Origin of the sequence: Bradyrhizobium daqingense (genome assembly GCF_021044685.1) — a bacterium.
In the GTDB taxonomy this organism is placed as follows: domain Bacteria; phylum Pseudomonadota; class Alphaproteobacteria; order Rhizobiales; family Xanthobacteraceae; genus Bradyrhizobium; species Bradyrhizobium daqingense.
This window is the reverse complement of record NZ_CP088014.1, coordinates 1,583,523-1,599,071: the sequence shown is the minus strand read 5'-3', so window position 1 is coordinate 1,599,071 and position 15,549 is coordinate 1,583,523. Positions and strand designations below refer to the sequence as shown.

At 63.9% G+C, this 15,549-nt stretch carries 15 protein-coding genes and 3 pseudogenes; 4 read left to right on the top strand and 14 right to left on the bottom strand.

Translation table 11 applies throughout. The annotated features are described in order from the left end of the window. Window positions 1–76 precede the first annotated feature (76 nt). The 11 genes from LPJ38_RS07405 to trbB are packed head-to-tail and all read right to left on the bottom strand — an operon-like array spanning window position 77 to window position 9,761. The gene (locus LPJ38_RS07405; RefSeq protein WP_011090986.1) at window positions 77–301 is read right to left on the bottom strand and encodes a DUF2274 domain-containing protein; all 225 of its coding nucleotides are present in this window, start codon (window positions 299–301) and stop codon (window positions 77–79) included. Further along, window positions 298–1,500 (bottom strand): TraB/TrbI/VirB10 family type IV secretion system protein, encoded by a 1,203-nt coding sequence (locus tag LPJ38_RS07400; RefSeq protein ID WP_011090987.1) that lies wholly within the window; start codon window positions 1,498–1,500, stop codon window positions 298–300. The genes LPJ38_RS07405 and LPJ38_RS07400 overlap by 4 nt, the downstream gene beginning before the upstream one ends. Beyond that, window positions 1,491–2,570: a P-type conjugative transfer protein TrbG gene (trbG, locus tag LPJ38_RS07395; protein WP_011090988.1), complete on the bottom strand. Its 1,080-nt coding sequence runs from the start codon at window positions 2,568–2,570 to the stop codon at window positions 1,491–1,493. The genes LPJ38_RS07400 and trbG overlap by 10 nt, the downstream gene beginning before the upstream one ends. Next, a complete protein-coding gene (gene trbF, locus LPJ38_RS07390; RefSeq protein WP_011090989.1) occupies window positions 2,567–3,256 on the bottom strand; it encodes a conjugal transfer protein TrbF in 690 nt (229 codons plus the stop codon). The genes trbG and trbF overlap by 4 nt, the downstream gene beginning before the upstream one ends. Window positions 3,257–3,259: 3 nt before the next feature. Beyond that, window positions 3,260–4,621, bottom strand: a complete 1,362-nt coding sequence (gene trbL / locus LPJ38_RS07385) for a P-type conjugative transfer protein TrbL (RefSeq protein WP_011090990.1) — start codon at window positions 4,619–4,621, stop codon at window positions 3,260–3,262. After that, the gene (gene trbK-alt / locus LPJ38_RS07380; RefSeq protein WP_231088586.1) at window positions 4,618–4,905 is read right to left on the bottom strand and encodes a putative entry exclusion protein TrbK-alt; all 288 of its coding nucleotides are present in this window, start codon (window positions 4,903–4,905) and stop codon (window positions 4,618–4,620) included. Before trbK-alt ends, trbL begins: the two co-directional genes overlap by 4 nt. A 43-nt stretch (window positions 4,906–4,948) precedes the next feature. Then, window positions 4,949–5,707, bottom strand: coding sequence for a P-type conjugative transfer protein TrbJ (gene trbJ / locus LPJ38_RS07375; RefSeq protein ID WP_011090992.1), 759 nt, complete (start codon window positions 5,705–5,707; stop codon window positions 4,949–4,951). Further along, entirely contained in the window at window positions 5,704–8,142 is a 2,439-nt protein-coding gene (trbE, locus tag LPJ38_RS07370) for a conjugal transfer protein TrbE (RefSeq protein ID WP_011090993.1), read from the bottom strand. The genes trbJ and trbE overlap by 4 nt, the downstream gene beginning before the upstream one ends. A 7-nt stretch (window positions 8,143–8,149) precedes the next feature. Then, window positions 8,150–8,425: a VirB3 family type IV secretion system protein gene (locus LPJ38_RS07365; protein ID WP_026312513.1), complete on the bottom strand. Its 276-nt coding sequence runs from the start codon at window positions 8,423–8,425 to the stop codon at window positions 8,150–8,152. Continuing rightward, on the bottom strand, window positions 8,425–8,766 hold the full coding sequence (locus LPJ38_RS07360; protein ID WP_011090995.1) for a TrbC/VirB2 family type IV secretion system protein: 342 nt from the start codon (window positions 8,764–8,766) through the stop codon (window positions 8,425–8,427). Before LPJ38_RS07360 ends, LPJ38_RS07365 begins: the two co-directional genes overlap by 1 nt. Then, window positions 8,763–9,761 (bottom strand): P-type conjugative transfer ATPase TrbB, encoded by a 999-nt coding sequence (gene trbB / locus LPJ38_RS07355; RefSeq protein WP_011090996.1) that lies wholly within the window; start codon window positions 9,759–9,761, stop codon window positions 8,763–8,765. The genes LPJ38_RS07360 and trbB overlap by 4 nt, the downstream gene beginning before the upstream one ends. A 241-nt stretch (window positions 9,762–10,002) precedes the next feature. Here trbB and tnpA point away from each other — a divergent pair. Next, window positions 10,003–10,240, top strand: a pseudogene (gene tnpA, locus LPJ38_RS07350) (IS66-like element accessory protein TnpA); the annotation flags it as partial. A gap of 119 nt (window positions 10,241–10,359) precedes the next feature. Here the strand turns inward: tnpA and LPJ38_RS07345 are convergent. Next, window positions 10,360–11,312, bottom strand: a pseudogene (locus tag LPJ38_RS07345) (IS481 family transposase). 78 nt (window positions 11,313–11,390) lie between these two features. Here LPJ38_RS07345 and LPJ38_RS07340 point away from each other — a divergent pair. Continuing rightward, window positions 11,391–11,506: pseudogene (locus LPJ38_RS07340) on the top strand (IS66-like element accessory protein TnpA); the annotation flags it as partial. Further along, window positions 11,487–11,840, top strand: a complete 354-nt coding sequence (gene tnpB / locus LPJ38_RS07335) for an IS66 family insertion sequence element accessory protein TnpB (protein ID WP_011091000.1) — start codon at window positions 11,487–11,489, stop codon at window positions 11,838–11,840. The pseudogene LPJ38_RS07340 and the gene tnpB, both read left to right, overlap by 20 nt. A 401-nt stretch (window positions 11,841–12,241) precedes the next feature. Here the strand turns inward: tnpB and LPJ38_RS07330 are convergent, their stop codons facing one another. Further along, entirely contained in the window at window positions 12,242–12,538 is a 297-nt protein-coding gene (locus LPJ38_RS07330; protein ID WP_016847010.1) for a hypothetical protein, read from the bottom strand. Window positions 12,539–12,650: 112 nt separating this feature from the next. Continuing rightward, window positions 12,651–13,808, bottom strand: a complete 1,158-nt coding sequence (locus LPJ38_RS07325) for an ABC transporter ATP-binding protein (RefSeq protein ID WP_223153799.1) — start codon at window positions 13,806–13,808, stop codon at window positions 12,651–12,653. Between LPJ38_RS07325 and LPJ38_RS07320 the strand changes: the two genes are divergently transcribed. Beyond that, window positions 13,765–15,501, top strand: a complete 1,737-nt coding sequence (locus tag LPJ38_RS07320; protein ID WP_011091003.1) for a hypothetical protein — start codon at window positions 13,765–13,767, stop codon at window positions 15,499–15,501. The genes LPJ38_RS07325 and LPJ38_RS07320 overlap by 44 nt on opposite strands. Window positions 15,502–15,549 lie beyond the last annotated feature (48 nt).

Sequence of the window (15,549 nt, the reverse complement as noted above, 5' to 3'; positions counted from 1 at the left end):
TCTATGACCGGATTTGACTTGATGGGCTTTCGTCCCGGCCGTTTCTGCAAGGCAACGCTGAACGATCGTCCCCTTATCAATTTGTTGCCGCGCGTTTCACCTTTGAAAACCCCTTGTCTGTTGCCATGAATCTTTGGATCATCGGAGCGATGAGCTTGGCGGGATCGGGTGCCGGCTGTCCGCTCTCGCGCGCGATCGCCTCGGCATAGGCGAGGAGATTGCGATGGACGGCAGCCGGCAACTCGACGGCGATCTTCACCGGCTTATCGTCGAGGATGGTTCCGAGCTTCAGCTTGCTCATCGGCTTGCCTCCTGGCGGTAGGGAGCCAACACCAAATCCCGCGTAACGATGACCCGCACCGGGAAACCTGGCCGGATGGTCAGCGTCGGCTGGATGTTGAGCTGGCGCTGCACGATCTGCTGGCCGGTCTGGCTGATGCTGTTGGACGCGCCGCTACGGATCGCTTGAACGAGGTTGTTCTCATTCTGGCTCGTGCCCGCCTCGCCTCCGACGCTGAGCATGGTCGAGAGGACGGCAGCCTTGAACAGCATGCCCCAGTGGTTGTCGACCTCATCCTCGAGACCGGCATAACCACCGGTGTCGGCGCCGGGCTGGCGCTCTAGCACGATCGAGTTGCCATCCGGCATGATGATGCGGGTCCAGACCAGGAGGATGCGGGACTGGCCGAACGCGACGGAGCTATCGTACTGACCTATCAGTTTGGCACCCTGCGGGATCAGAAGATATTTGCCAGACGGACTGTCCCAGACCGCCTCGGTCACCTGTGCGGTGACTTGGCCGGGCAGATCGGAACGAATGCCCGTGATGAGCGCAGCCGGAATCACGGTGCCCGCCTGCACGACGTAAGGTGAGGCCTTGGCTTCGAGCCGTTCCGGACTGACCGTGCGCTTGTCTGTCGGAGCAGTGAGGAAGGCCGTCTTGCGGTCCTGCATGTTCTGGGCAGATCCGGCATCGACGGGCGGTGTCGCGGCCGGAGTGGCCGTGGCGCCAGCGGAGGCATTCGGGATGAGTTGGCCGACGCTCTGCGGTTGCTGAGCAGTTTGGGCAAAGAGGCGGCTGACCCGCGCCGCCTCGATTTCCTGGCCCCTGCGCTGCGTCTCGGGATCTGACGTCGCCGCCATCGTGTTCGGTGCAGCGCCGGTGTTGAGGATCGGCTTGCCGAGATCGCCGGGCAGCGGCGGCCCGAGCGGCGGTGCTTGACGCGGCAGGCCGGTATAGTCTTTCGGCAACCCGGCCAGACCCTCGGCCGAAGGCCGGTTCTGGGTGCTGAGCAGTTCTTGGCCGCTCTGCGCCTTGTTGCCGGTCTGGAGCGCGTAGCCGAGCGCGCCCGCGACCGCGAGGGCAGACAGCGCGCCGAGGCCGACAAGGACCTTGCGCGAGAGCCGTGTGACACGGGGCCGCTCGCCTCGGAGCCGCAGGTCCGGCGGCGCGACGGGCGGAATGTCGCCCTGACGTTCGTCTTCGCTGTCTATCGCCATGCGCGCGGCCTTCCGTCGGTGCGGACGATGCGCACGCGCCGCTCACTATCCTTGTCGCCAAGACGCAATTCGGCGGCGGCGAACAAGCGGTCGACGATGTAGTAGTTACGGTTTGCTCGGTAGTTCACCAGTTCGGAGCCGCCGGCTGGACCTATCACGAACAGCGGCGGCATTTCACCCTGGGCGATACCGCTTGGGAACTCGATGTAGACCTTGTTGCCGTCATCAAAGGCGCGCAGCGGACGCCAGGCCGGGTCGTCGCCCTCAATAGAGTAGCGGAAGTTGATCGAGGCGAGATCGACGCCAGCCGCAATTGGCGCCGCAGTTTCAGCGGCCGCATTCTGCCGCCGAAGCGCAATCAGCTGGTCCTCGGGATACTGCCAGGAGACCGAGGCCATATAGGTCTTTTCCGTCGAGCACAGCTCGAGGAGATAGGTCCGCCGATCGGTGTTGATCACGAGATTGGTGACCAAATCCGGCCGCGTCGGCTTGACGAGGATATGAATCTTCTTGGTCGCGCCCGCGCCGCTCTCGGTATCGCCGATGATCCAGCGCACAGTGTCACCGGCGGCAACCGGACCGGAGCCGACGAGTTGCTCACCCTCCTGGAGGGCGACATCTGTGATCTGGCCGGGCGCCGTGTAGACCTGGTAGAGGGCTCCGCCGGAGAACGGATAGACCTGTACTGCGTTGATGAAACCATTGCGGACCGGCTGCACCCGTGCCGCGGCGTTGGCCTGTTTGACGCGAACCTTTGGATCGGCGGCTTCCGGGACGCGTTTGCCGGCGGCGAGCGGCTTCAACTGCCCGGGCAGTGGCAGCGGCTGGGGCAACTCCACGATTTTGACGGGCGGCGCCGGGTCGACGGTGAGCGTCGCAGGCTCCGCAGTGTCGTAGCTGATGTCGGGTGGGATGAAATTGTGCGCGCAGCCGCCAAGGGCTGAGACGGATATCAGCAAAGCCGTCAAAGCGGATTTACGGAAAGACGTATCGCCGTCCTTCCGGTTTTGATGAACGATGGAAAAACGCGAAGCCGGACCGCCGGCTTTTGCGAAAATCGGCGGGGTCATTGTCCCAGCTCCTTTGACCAGTTGATGGCGTTGACGTAGATGCCGAGTGGATTCTTGCGCAGCCGATCGGCGTCGGTGGGCGGCTGAATCGCGATGGTGAGGATCGCGGTCCAACGCGTGGTGCCGGCGAGCGCCCCGTCCTGAAAGCGGTGCTCAACCCAGGCCACGCGAAAACTGTCGGGCGAGGCGCGGATGACGCTGGAGACGTCGATCGCGACCTGCTGCTTGCCGAGATTGGCGAAGGGGTCGTTGGCGCGGGCGTAGTCGTTCAGCGCCGCCGCGCCCGCCGTGGTTGTGAAATCATAGGCCTGCAGCCAGTTGTGCCGCACGATGATCGGGTCGGCCGGAAGCGAGCGAACGATCTGAATGAAGTGGGCGAGATACCAGGCGATCTGTGGGTCGTTCGGCCTGTAGTCGGCGGTAGCGGGCGCCATGACTTGCGCTTCGCCGAGCTTGTCGACCTGCACCACCCAGGGAACGACAGTGCCGTGCGTGGATTGCCAGACGAGTCCACCGGCAAGGCCGCAGGACAGCATCAGCGAACCGAAGGCCATCAGCCGCCAGTTCCTGGCCTGCACCCGGGCGGATCCAATGCGCTCATCCCAAACTTGCGCTGCGCGCTGGTAGGGGGTTTCTGGTTCGGGCGTGCGGCCGTAACGAACCGACGATCGCCGGAAGACTGACATTCGTTATTCTCCTCCCGAGAGGTCGACGGAGTGGCCGCCGCCATGGCTGTCGCCGGATTTGAGGGCTTGCGCGGTGGTCTGAGCGCCGTGAATGACGGTCTGATTGCGCTTGACGCGTTGGGCCCAGGCGGGCGGACCGCTCTCGCTCGGCACTTGAGATGCGGCTCCATCGTTTGCGGCCGCGCCGCTCCGAATGGTCCCCATCGTCGAGGAGCCACCCGTGTTGGCGACGCCGGCACGGGCGCCAGAAGTGAAGCTCTCCGTCATTGTCCCTGCCGCTTGCGCAGCGGCGCGTCTGACGGGAGCTGCCGCGTGACTAGCCGCCGCACGGCCTGCACCGCCGAGACCGGACGCGACGCCGCCGGCGCCGGACCGACCGGCTGATGCGAGGCTGTAGGCGGAGGACATGCCGCCCGCCATCGCCGCACCGCCGCGCGCGGCAGCCGCAGCACCAGAGCTGGCTGCCATCGCTCCCCTTCCGGCCAAACCGAGCGCCGCGCCGCCGACCATCGCTGTACCGGCAACAGCCAGACCCGTGCCGACGGTAGCGCCCGCACCAAGCTGCGGCGCGCCGGAAACAAGCCCGGTCGCGATGCCGGGCCCGAAGATGCCGAGGCCCAGCATAGCGAGCGCCGCGAGCACGACAGAGAGCGCCTGCTCGATCGTCGGCTGGCCGCCGGCATAGGCGGTGGTGAACTGCGAAAAGAGCCCGGTGCCGATGCCGACGATGACGGCGAGCACCATGACCTTCACGCCGGAGGCAACGACATTGCCCAGCACCTTCTCCGCGAGAAAGGCGGTCTTGTTGAAGAGCGCGAACGGAATGAGGATGAAGCCGGCGAGCGTCGTCAGCTTGAACTCGATCAGCGTGACGAAGAGCTGCACCGCCAGAATGAAGAAGGCGATCAGCACCAGCAGCCAGGACACCATCAGCACGGCAATTTGTACAAAGTTGGAAAAGAAGCTGGTGAAGCCCATCATTTGGCTTGCGGAGTCGAGCAACGGCTGCCCGGCGTCGAGGCCGACCTGCGCAAGCCGGCCGGGCCGCAGGAAGTCCGCCGTCGAGATCGACGAGCCGCCGGCCTTCAGGCCGAGGCCTGCGAAGCTGTTGAAGATGATGCCTGAGAGCTTGGTGAAGTTAGTGATGATGAAGGCAAAGAAGCCGATGTAGAGGGTCTTCTTCACCAGTCGCTGGAGAATGTCTTCGTCTGCGCCCCAAGCCCAGAACAGGCCCGCGAGCGTGATGTCGATGACGATCAACGTCGACGACAAATACGTGACCTCGCCCTTGATCAGGCCGAAACCCGAATCAATGTAGGTCGTGAAAGTATTGAGAAAGGTGTCGATGACGCCGACGTTGTTCACGGCTTCTCTCCCTTTGGAACAGCCGTCATCGGCTGAGTGGCCGGCGCGGCTTGCGGCAGACGTGGCCGCGCCGGCCTGCCGAAGAAGCGCGCGCGGTTCTCCTTCCAAACCGCCTGGCAGTGCGGATCTTCGGCATCCTGGGGTCCAAGCTCGGCGCAGCGGAGCAGCTCGGCCGAGAGGTCATCGGGAGCGGAGACAGAGGGGGCGTCGGATACCGGCCGCTCGGCTGGACGCCGATGGATGACGTGCAGCGCGGCGAGGAAAATCACGAACACGACGATCATCGCGCCTGCGCGAAAGATATCCGAGCGCTCCATGATCGGTGCCTCAGTTGCCGCTGAACATGGTGACGTTGCCCGGCTGATAGCCGCTGCGTGTCGAGAAGATTTTGTATTGCTGCTGGCCCTGCGACTCGGTCGCCGTTACGCGCGCCTGCTCCAGCGCATCCGCCCGTCCCTTCGCGGCGAGCACCGCGACGAGATCGGATAGCTGCTGGGATTGCAGCGCGAGGAGTTGGTTGCCGGCTTGAGCGGCTTGCAAAGCGCCACTTGCCGACTGACTGGCGGTAACCAGCGTACTCATTGCGCTGGAGTTGGTCGAGATATTGCCGACGACGCCGGCCTGCACCTTCAGCGAGTCTTCGAAAGCGCCCACCGAGTTCTGCCAACGACTTTGAGCCGCGGCAAACATTGTTGCATTGGAGCCCGTCGCCGCCGCCGTGCCGTAGGTGCTGGAATACATCGTCTGGACGCGCTCGACGTTGAAGGCGATGTTCTGGGCCTGGCTCAGCAGTGACTGGGTCTTGGCAATCGATGACTGAAGCTGGGTCAGCGTCGACAACGGCAGGTTGGCGAGGTTCTTTCCCTGATTCACCAGGCTTTGGGCCTGATTGGTCAGCATCTGGATCTGATTGTTGATCTGCTGCAGCTCGCGCGCCGCGGTCAGCACGTTCTGGCTGAAGTTGGTGGGGTCGTAGACGATCCACTGCGCAAGGACCGAGGTCGTCGAAAGCGGCGAGATCGAAAAGGCGAGCGAGAGAGCCGTCGCAGCGGCCAAGCCAGCGCGCCGCACTTCGAGAGCGGTCATGATTGCACCTCCAGGTTTGTCAGGTCAGGGATGAGATCGGCGGCCCACAGCAGTTCGTGATCGGCGAGCCAGGCGGCCGTGAAGTCGTCACGGCCGTGCTCGGCAAGCAGCCGTTCGATTGCGGCATGGTCGGTCTTGGAGGAGGCGGCGCAGAAGGCGAGCGCAACTGGCCCAAGGCCGAGCTCGAACAGCCGATTGCCGCGACGAGACTGGCAATAGTAGTCGCGCTTCGGCGTCGCCCGCGCGATGATCTCGATCTGGCGGTCGTTCAAGCCGAACCGCTGGTAGATGGCGGTGATCTGCGGTTCGATCGCGCGCTCGTTCGGCAGGAATATCCGCGTCGGGCAGCTCTCGACGATCGCTGGCGCGATGTTGCTGCCATCGATGTCGGAAAGCGATTGAGTGGCGAAGACGACGGAAGCGTTCTTCTTCCGCAGGGTCTTCAACCATTCCCTGAGCTGTTGCGCGAAGGCTGGATCGTCGAGGACGAGCCACCCCTCGTCGATGATGAGGAGGGTCGGCCGGCCGTCGAGCCGGCCCTCGATGCGATGGAAGAGGTAGGTGAGGACGGCAGGCGCCGCGCCTGCGCCGATCAAGCCCTCGGTCTCGAACGCCTGCACCGACGCAAAGCCGAGCTGCTCGGCCTCCGCGTCGAGCAAACGGCCGGAGGAGCCGCCGACGCAATAAGGTTGCAGCGCCTGCTTGAGTGCGGTCGATTGCAACAGAACCGTCAAACCGGTGATCGTGCGTTCCTCGGCCGGTGAGGACGCCAGTGACGTCAATGCCGACCAGACGTGCTCCTTCACGGTCGGATCGATGGTGACGCCCTCCTTGGCGAGGATTGCCGTCACCCATTCGGCCGCCCAGGCGCGCTCGGCCGCATCGCCGATACGTGCGAGGGGTTGAAGGGAGACTGAATCTTCGGCGCTGTTGGACAGACTTCCGCCGAGGTCGTGCCAGTCGCCGCCCATGGCAAGGGCCGCCGTGCGGATCGAGCCACCAAAATCGAAGGCGAAGATCTGGCTTTTCCGGTAGCGCCGGAACTGGATCGCCATCAGCGCCAGCAGCACGGATTTGCCGGCGCCGGTCGGGCCGACGATCAGGGTGTGGCCGACGTCGCCGACATGCAGCGAAAACCGGAACGGCGTCGAGCCTTCGGTCTTACCGAAGAAGAGCGGGGAGCTGCGGAAATGCTCATCCCGATCTGACCCGGCCCAGACCGCTGAAAGCGGAATCAGGTGAGCGAGGTTCAGTGTCGAGAGCGGCGGTTGGCGAACGTTGGCGTAGGCGTGACCCGGCAGAGAGCCGAGCCAGGCTTCGAGCGCGTTCACCCCTTCCGGCATGCAGGTGAAGTCGCGCCCCTGGATCACCTTCTCGACGAGGCGAAGCTTCTCAGTGGCGAGACCGGGGTCCTCGTCCCAGACGGTGACGGTCGCGGTGATGTAGGCTTGACCGACGTCGTCGGTGCCCAGTTCCTGCAAGGCGAGATCGGCGTCAGTGGCCTTATTCGCCGCATCGCTATCGACCAGTGTCGAGGCCTCGTTGGTCATCACCTCCTTGACGATGGCTGCAATCGACTTGCGCTTGGCGAACCACTGCCGGCGGATCTTGGTCAAGAGTTTCACCGCCTCGGTCTTGTCGAGGAGGATCGCGCGGGTCGACCAGCGGTAAGGAAAGGCAAGCCGGTTCAGCTCGTCGAGGATTCCGGGATAGGTCGCGGTCGGAAAGCCGACCACCGTGAGTGTACGAAGATGATGGTTGCCGAGCCGCGGCTCGAGGCCACCGGCAAGCGGTTCGTCCGCGAGCAGCGCGTCGAGATGCATCGGCGTCTCGGGGACGCGCACGCGCTGTTGCCGGGTCGAGATCGTCGAATGCAGGTAGGTCAGCGTCTCGCCATCATCGAGCCACGCCACCTCAGGCATGAACCCTTCGACAAGTTGCAGGACGCGGTTGGTCCGATCAACAAAACCACGCAGCAGCTCGTGGGGATCGACGCCGCTCTGCGCGCGGCCCTCATAGAGCCAGCCTTCGATCCGCGAGGCGTCCTCAGCCGGCGGGAGCCAGACGAAGGTCAGGAAATAGCGGCTCTCGAAATGCGCGCCCGCCTCCTCGAAAGCGTCCCGCCGCTCCAAATCGACCAGCGCTGATGCGGCGTCAGGAAAAGTATTGTGCGGATAAGTCTGGGCGGCGATGCGCTGGGCCTCGACGAAGATCGCCCAACCTGAGCCGAGACGGCGGAGCGCGTTGTTGAGTCGGGCCGTTACGCCGACCAGTTCGGCAGGCGTCGCGCTGTCGAGATCCGGCCCGCGGAAGCGCGCCGTGCGCTGGAACGCGCCGTCCTTGTTGAGGACGACGCCCTTCTCGACCAAAGCGGCCCAGGGCAGGAAGTCGGCAAGACTGTGGGGCCGGTTGCGGTATTCGGCGAGGTTCAGCATGGAAGTCTCACACGCCGAGGTAAGAAGGATAGCGGAGGTGGCGTCGAACGACGTCCACGAACTGCGGGTCGCGCTTGGCCGCCCAGACCGCCGCGGCATGGCCCACGGCCCAAATCAGCGCGCCGGGGATCCAGAGGTGGAGGCCGAGCGCTATTGCCGCGGCCAACGTGCCGTTGGCGATCGCAACCGTGCGGGGCGCGCCGCCCATCAGGATTGCCTCGGTGAGCGCGCGATGAACCGGCGCGAAGAAGCCCGGCACGTCTAGATCGATGATGCCGGCCATCACACCAGCGCTCCGCCGGAGAAGCTGAAGAAGGTCAGGAAGAAGCTCGACGCGGCGAAGGCGATCGACAGACCGAAGACAATCTGGATCAGCCGGCGGAAGCCACCGGAACTATCGCCGAACGCAAGCGTCAGGCCGGTCACGGTGATGATGATGACCGACATGATCTTCGCGACCGGCCCTTGCACCGACTCCAGGATCTGATTGAGCGGCGTCTCCCACGGCATCGACGAGCCGGAGGCGTAGGCCGCGGGCGCGATTGCAATGGAGATGACGGCAATTGCGGCGAGGCCCGTGAAGCGGAGTCGCACGCGACGGATCGCGGGAGGAAACTGGATCATGAGGGGTCTCCGGGAAGTGAGGATGGGCCGCCCGCCGCGGCAGAGTTGACGCGGTAGTCGCCGGTGGCGGGATCGAGGCCGGCGACGAGAGCAAGTTCAGCGAGGCGGCGTTCGCTGCCGCGGCCGCGCAGAACCGCGACGAGATCGATGGTCTCGGCGATCAGCGCCTTGGGAACAGTGAGGACGGCTTCCTGGATGAGCTGCTCGAGGCGGCGAAGCGCGCCCAGAGCCGTGCCGGCGTGAATCGTTCCGATCCCACCGGGGTGGCCCGTGCCCCAGGCTTTGAGGAGCTCCAGGGCTTCGCTGCCCCGTACCTCGCCGATCGGAATCCGGTCGGGGCGTAGGCGGAGGGAAGACCGAACCAGATCCGACAGGGACGCCACGCCGTCCTTGGTGCGCAGCGCGACCAGATTCGGCGCGCGGCACTGCAGTTCACGCGTGTCCTCGATCAGGACCACGCGATCGGTGGTGCCGGCGATCTCCGCCAGCAGCGCGTTTGTCAGGGTGGTCTTGCCGGTCGACGTGCCGCCGGCGACCAGGATGTTCTTGCGGGCCGCGACGGCTTCGCGGAGCATGCCCGCCTGCCCGGCCGTCATGATGCCGGCCGCCGCGTAGTCATCCAGGGTGAAAACAGCCACCGCAGGCTTGCGGATCGCAAAGGCCGGCGCCGCAACGACAGGCGGGAGAAGCCCCTCGAACCTCTCCCCCGTCTCGGGAAGCTCGGCCGAGACGCGGGGCTTTTCGGCATGCACCTCAGCGCCGACATGGTGCGCGACCAGGCGCACGATCCGCTCGCCGTCGGCGGCGGACATCGTTCGTCCGCTATCCTCCAGCCCGCCGGACAGCCGGTCGACCCAGAGCCGACCATCGGGGTTGAGCATCACCTCGACGATCGAGGGGTCTTCCAGGAAGGTGGCGATCGCGGGACCAAGCGCGGTGCGCAGCATGCGCGCGCCACGCGAGAAGGCTTCCGAATGGAGTGAAGTGCCCGCCACGATCGTCCCCCGTCGAGTACCAATCGCGGCAAGCGATCAGCAACGGGGATGGATAGAAAAGGCAGGAAACGGGTTAGTTCAACAAGTATTCAGGCGTCGTAGGAAGCGGGCGTAGAGCGGCGAAAAAATACTTGCTGCGTCGAAGCATGCTGATCGACAGTAAGCGCGAATTTCCCTCCACCTTTTGCTTTTGAGTACTCTGATGCATGAGGTGTCCACCAAAATAGGTGGGCACCTTGTGATGGCAGACGATGATCAGAAATTGCGAGTGAGGCTTGTTGGCCGGAACGGTCGCCGGCGCTACGAGGCGGCATCGAAGGAGCGTCTTGTCGCGACCTGTCTTGAGCCTGGGGTTTCGGTATCGAGACTTGCGCTCGAACACGGGGTCAACGCGAACCTGCTTCGGAAGTGGATCAAGAAGCACACCGCGACCAGGTCTCTGCCGCCATCTTCACCATCGGCGTTCATCCGGGTTCAGCTTGAGGAGACCGCCGATCGAGCCCTGTCGCGACAAGACAGCGTGGCGACGGTTGATTTGCCGGCGACTTGCGATGAAGTGCGCGGGTCGGAACCCAAGGGGACTACAGCTTTTTGTTCTCTAGCTGTGGAATCTCAACAGGTCGTCCTTCGGGAGGCCGAGGCGGCTGATGGGTGGTTTGGCCTGCAGGCTGCCGTGCGGGCGATGCCAGTTGTAGTGATGAAGCCAGATTGGCAGGTTTTTGGCGCGCTGGTCTGAGGTGTCATAGGCGCGAGCGTCGGCCCATTCGCGCAGCACTGTCTGGATGAAGCGTTCGGCCTTGCCGTTTGTTTGCGGTCTGTAGGGTCTGGTGAAGATGTGCTTGAGGCCGAGCTTCCTGCACGCTCTGGCGAAGGCCTTGGCGCGGTAGCAGGAGCCGTTGTCGGTCATGATGCCGGTGACCTTCATGCCGAGGCTGCGGTAGTAAGTGACGGCCTCCTTGAGGAAGGCGATGGCGCTCTCCTTTTTCTGATCCCGCCGGATCTGGGAGAAGGCCAAGCGCGATGCATCGTCGATGGCCACGTGGACGAACTCGTGGCCGGCGCCGCGGCTTCGCCTTTCTGGCGATCGTGTGTGATGCGGTGGCCTGGTCTTACGAACCTGCCGAGCTTCTTGATGTCGATATGGATGAGCTCGCCGGGGTGCTCGCGCTCGTACCGGCGCACCGGCTCGACGGGCTCCAGATCGCGTATCCGGCTTAATCCCAAGCGGCGAAGGATACGGCTGACGGTGGCCGGTGACACCTCGACCTCGGCAGCAATCTGCTTGCCGGTGTGGCGCTGCCGGCGCAACGTCTCGACGGCGGCGCACGTGGCCGGCGGGGTTTGGCTCGGCGATGAACGAGGTCGCGACGAGCGGTCGCGCAAACCATCCACGCCTTCTGCGCGGAACCGCTTGACCCATTTGGCCACGGTTTTCGGTGTCGTGTTGAACTGATTTGCCGCATCAGCCTGGCTCAGCCCGCCCTCGACCACGCCTCGCACCATCGCCTCTCGACCTTTGAGCGTCAAAGGCGCATTCTTGTGGACGTTCATCTGCCTTGGAACACTGAAGCTTCGCAACCTCAGCTTCCTCGGTTCAGACCAGATGGACAACCTCCTGAGAGACCAAATCTAGCCCAAGTGAGCGCGTCCCTGCCGAACGGCGTGAAGCTTGCGCTGGAATGCGGCGATGTGGATGCATGACGGCGATCATCGGAGCACTGGGCCATGTTCAGACTGGGCGGTGAGCTTCAGGTCTATCTGCACCGTGAGCCGATCGACTTCCGGGCTGGCATCAACAGCCTTGCGGTTCTGGTCCAGGAGACGATGGCGCTCGATCCGTTCGCTCTTGCGGTTTTTGCGTTCTGCAATCGCCGTTGCGACCGGATGAAGCTGCTGTTCTTCGATCGGTCCGGCTTTGTGCTGGTCCTGAAGCGGCTAACCGAGGACAAGTTCCGATGGCCGCGCCGCCAAGAGGCGGTCGTCACGCTGACGACCGAGCAATTGCACTCGATCCTTGACGGCATCGATATCGATGCGATGGTCCGCCATCCGGTGCGGCAATATCAGGTTGCCGGCTGAGCCCCAAAGCCGCCACGGCCTGAACAGCCCAGTATCGCCAGATACGAACGCCATCCGTCAAAAGCCCGCGCGTCAACGTGCGAGGAAAATCGTGCTTACGCTCAATCAACGCCCTTTGCGCGTTCTTTACTGCTTCACCTTTCGAGCCTAGCTCGATGAGTGGCCCGTTCTTTAATCGCGGGCACGGTATCAAGTGGCCGTTCCGTCATGGAGATTGCCAAGCTCCGAGGGGAGAACGACGAGCTCCTGAGGATGGTCCGCCTCGTCACCCTGAAGCTTAACGAGGCCCAAAAAGAGATGAGAGACGCCGGCGTGGCCGCACGCGAGGCGCGCGCAATCGCTCGCCGTTTCAGCCCCTGCGCTGTACTACAAACGCAAGATGCCGGAGCGCGACCATGCGCTCATGCGCTCCGGCGGCAGATCGAGGAATTCTTGCGCGACCCGCTCTCGGCAATGCGCTCCTTGCGCACGGCCGTCCCGCGATCTTCCGCCCCGACAACGGTGCCGAGTACAACGCGAAAGCCGCCCGCGCCTTCCTTGTGTCGCTCAATATCGCCATCTCCCGCTCGAAGAAAGACCGTCACTGGGAGAATGGGTACCGGGAGAGTTTCTACGACAAATTCAAGATCGACCTCGCGATTCCGGTCCGCTTCTCTTCCCTCGGCGAGTTTGTCGCTGAAATCTACAGACAGATTCACTACGACAACAATGATCGCATCCGACAGCGCACGGCGAGCGGCCGGTCGTGCTCGTGGGCATGCCGGGTGCCTGAAACTGGGCGTCTTACGAAACGGCTGCGGCACTCTTCGTCTAAGTCACTGACAAGGCGCAGTCGGTCAGATCGACCACGACGTCGCTCGTGGAGATGACACCTCTCCGATGAGTGATCGCTAGCACAGTCACATCCTCAGCTAGCGTGCGTATATGGTCCATAACGTCCCGTTCGGTTCGTTCGTCGAGCGCGGAGCTAGCCTCGTCGAGAAGAAGGATCGCCGGCTGTCCATAGAGCGCGCGGGCAATAGCAACGCGCTGTCGCTCCCCGCCGGAAAGCTTCAAGCCGCGTTCTCCAACGGTTGTTTCAAATCCTTCCGGTAGCGCCTCAATCAACGGGAGAATAGCGGCTTCTTTCGACGCATCGCGAAGGCGTACCTCGTCGCGGGGCCGTCCTAACAAAATGTTGTCAGCTAGCGGCTCATTGAGCAACATCACCTCCTGCGGCACGAGAGCAACTGCGGCATACCAATCCGCGCGATCGACGCTCGCTATATCCGTTCCATCGACGAGAATTCGGCCGTAGTCGGGCTCAATCGATTTCAGGGCGAGCTTAAAGATCGTGGACTTCCCCGATCCGGTTTCACCGACAAGAAAAGTAATCCCGCCGCGCCCGGCCTTAAACGAGACGTCGGTAACGCCGCGACCGTTGTCGTAGGCATAACCAATGCTCTCGAAAGAGAGCTGGTCAGCGGAGGGCTTGAAATCGTGAGCATGAGATGCTTGCCGCTCTTCTGGTGCGGCCCACAGTCTACCTAGAGGGATGAGGTCGGCTCGCGACCGCGCCACGTCAGAGATCGCCCTCGCGACCGTCTCAAAGGGCATATTGAGCTGAAGCAGAAGCGTATTGAATAGCACCATATCGCCAATGGTGATCGCGCCGGCGTGATATTCAGGTATAAGAAGGAGAAGCGTGACCGCAAATTGCAGCGCGACGGCAAGGCCGAGCACGGCGATGTAGGCCAGTCGTTGCAACACGTAGGCTCGCCAGTTATCACGCACCTCCCGCGCCCTTATCATAAAGCACTCGTTGATCCAGGAGTGACTGCCGAAATGGCGCAACGTGTCCATCGCGTTCATGACGTTGCCGACGAACCGAGCATTCTCCTGTCCGGCTTCGATCGCCGCATCCAGGAGCGCGCGTGCCTGACGCGTGGAACTCCAGGTCAATGCAATCGCGATTGCGGTCTTCTTCACCTCGGTCAATGTGGTGAAGCAGCGCTTGCGCCTGGCCTCGGTCTCGCCCGCGTTGCTCGACATCTATGCCGAGGACGGCATGTCGCTTGAGCAGTTGATGGCCTTCACCGTCACCGCGGATCATGGACGCCAGGAACAGGTCTGGCAGGCCATCTCCGGCTCCTGGCAGAAGGAGCCCTATCAGATCCGCCGCATGCTGACGGAGAAGACGGCGCGCGCCTCCGACCGGAGGGCCGTGTTTGTCGGCCTCGACGCCTACGAGGCGGCTGGCGGTGTGGTGCTGCGCGACCTGTTCCAGTCCGACGACGGCGGTTGGCTCGAGGACGTCGCTCTGCTCGACCGCCTGGTCGCCGAGAAGTTGAAGGCGGAGGCAGAAACGATCGCTGCCGAAGGTTGGAAGTGGATCGAGGTCGCGATCGACTTCCCCTACGGCCACACGCGTGGCTTGCGCGAGCTGGACAGCGTATCCGCCGGTCTCACCGCCGAAGAGCAGGCGACCATCGAGGCGCTCAAGGCCGAATTTGCCAGGCTGGAAGCCGAGCATGACGGCGCGGATGAGCTGCCCGACGAGGTTGACCAGCGACTTGGCGAAATCGAGACGGCTCTCGCCGTCTTTGACGATCGACCCATCAACTATCAGCTTGCCGACATCGCCCGCGCGGGTGTGTTCGTCGGCATCGACGCCGAAGGCACGCTCTTGGTTGATCGCGGTTACGTCCGCCCTGAGGACGAGCTACCCGTGGCCGAGCCAGAGCAGGGCAGCGATGGCGAACCCGCTGCCGCGACCTTCGACGGCGCCGAACCATCAGCGCCGGGAATCCAGCGCGCCGTCATCACCATCGGCGGGCAGCTCGCGGAGGCAGAGGATGAGGATGATGATGCGGTGAAGCCGCTCCCCGATCGCCTGCTGACCGAGCTCACGGCGGAGCGGACTTTGGCGCTGCGCGACAGGCTGGCGATCACGCCTTCGGTCGCCTTCCAGGCGGTGCTGCACAAATTCTGCCTCGACGTCTTCTCCCGCTATTCCTCCTACGGGACGGCGATGGAGGTCTCGGTGCGCAGCGTCAGCTTCCCGGTGCAAGCGCAAGGGCTGAAGGACACGCCAGCGGCCAAGGCGATCGACGCGCGCCACAAGACGTGGGAGGAGCGCCTGCCCAAGGAGAAGACCGAACTCTGGGATTGGCTGACCGGCCTCACCGGCGACGAGCAGGCGGCGCTCTTCGCGCACTGCGCCTCATTCGGCATCAACGCGCTCTACGAGAAGGGCGACCGCTACGGCGGCGGCATCACGCCGCACACCGTCGAGCACCGGATCACTGAGGCCGATCGCATCGCCCGGGCCGTCGACCTCGACATGGTGGAGTCCGGTTGGCGCCCGACCGTCGAGAACTATCTCGGCCGCGTCCCGAAGCTCCGCATCCTGGAAGCGGTGCGGGAGGGGGCCGGCGAGCGGGCCGCGCAGCTCATCGATCATCTGAAGAAGGGCGACATGGCCAAGGAGGCCGAGCGCCTCCTCGCCGAGGCCGGCTGGCTGCCCGAGCCCCTGCGGATGCCCGACGCCCAATTGGCGGCGGCTGTCGATGCTGCGGAGCCCGAGGGCGATGGCGAGGCGCTGCCGGAATTCCTCGCCGGCGACGACGAGGAAACTCCGGCCGATGAAGCAGACGAGTCGCGCATGATCGCGGCCGAATAGCTCGAGCACGCGGGGCGGCTTCGGCCGTCCCGCGTCTTTTCACTGCCA

What these genes read in the sequence shown, in the direction of transcription:
- LPJ38_RS07405 (WP_011090986.1), bottom strand. Translation starts at nt 301, where the DNA reads ATGAGCAAGCTGAAGCTCGGAACCATCCTCGACGATAAGCCGGTGAAG.
- LPJ38_RS07400 (WP_011090987.1), bottom strand. Translation starts at nt 1,500, where the DNA reads ATGGCGATAGACAGCGAAGACGAACGTCAGGGCGACATTCCGCCCGTC.
- trbG (WP_011090988.1), bottom strand. Translation starts at nt 2,570, where the DNA reads ATGACCCCGCCGATTTTCGCAAAAGCCGGCGGTCCGGCTTCGCGTTTT.
- trbF (WP_011090989.1), bottom strand. Translation starts at nt 3,256, where the DNA reads ATGTCAGTCTTCCGGCGATCGTCGGTTCGTTACGGCCGCACGCCCGAA.
- trbK-alt (WP_231088586.1), bottom strand. Translation starts at nt 4,905, where the DNA reads ATGATCGTCGTGTTCGTGATTTTCCTCGCCGCGCTGCACGTCATCCAT.
- trbJ (WP_011090992.1), bottom strand. Translation starts at nt 5,707, where the DNA reads ATGACCGCTCTCGAAGTGCGGCGCGCTGGCTTGGCCGCTGCGACGGCT.
- trbE (WP_011090993.1), bottom strand. Translation starts at nt 8,142, where the DNA reads ATGCTGAACCTCGCCGAATACCGCAACCGGCCCCACAGTCTTGCCGAC.
- LPJ38_RS07365 (WP_026312513.1), bottom strand. Translation starts at nt 8,425, where the DNA reads ATGGCCGGCATCATCGATCTAGACGTGCCGGGCTTCTTCGCGCCGGTT.
- LPJ38_RS07360 (WP_011090995.1), bottom strand. Translation starts at nt 8,766, where the DNA reads ATGATCCAGTTTCCTCCCGCGATCCGTCGCGTGCGACTCCGCTTCACG.
- tnpB (WP_011091000.1), top strand. Translation starts at nt 11,487, where the DNA reads ATGTTCAGACTGGGCGGTGAGCTTCAGGTCTATCTGCACCGTGAGCCG.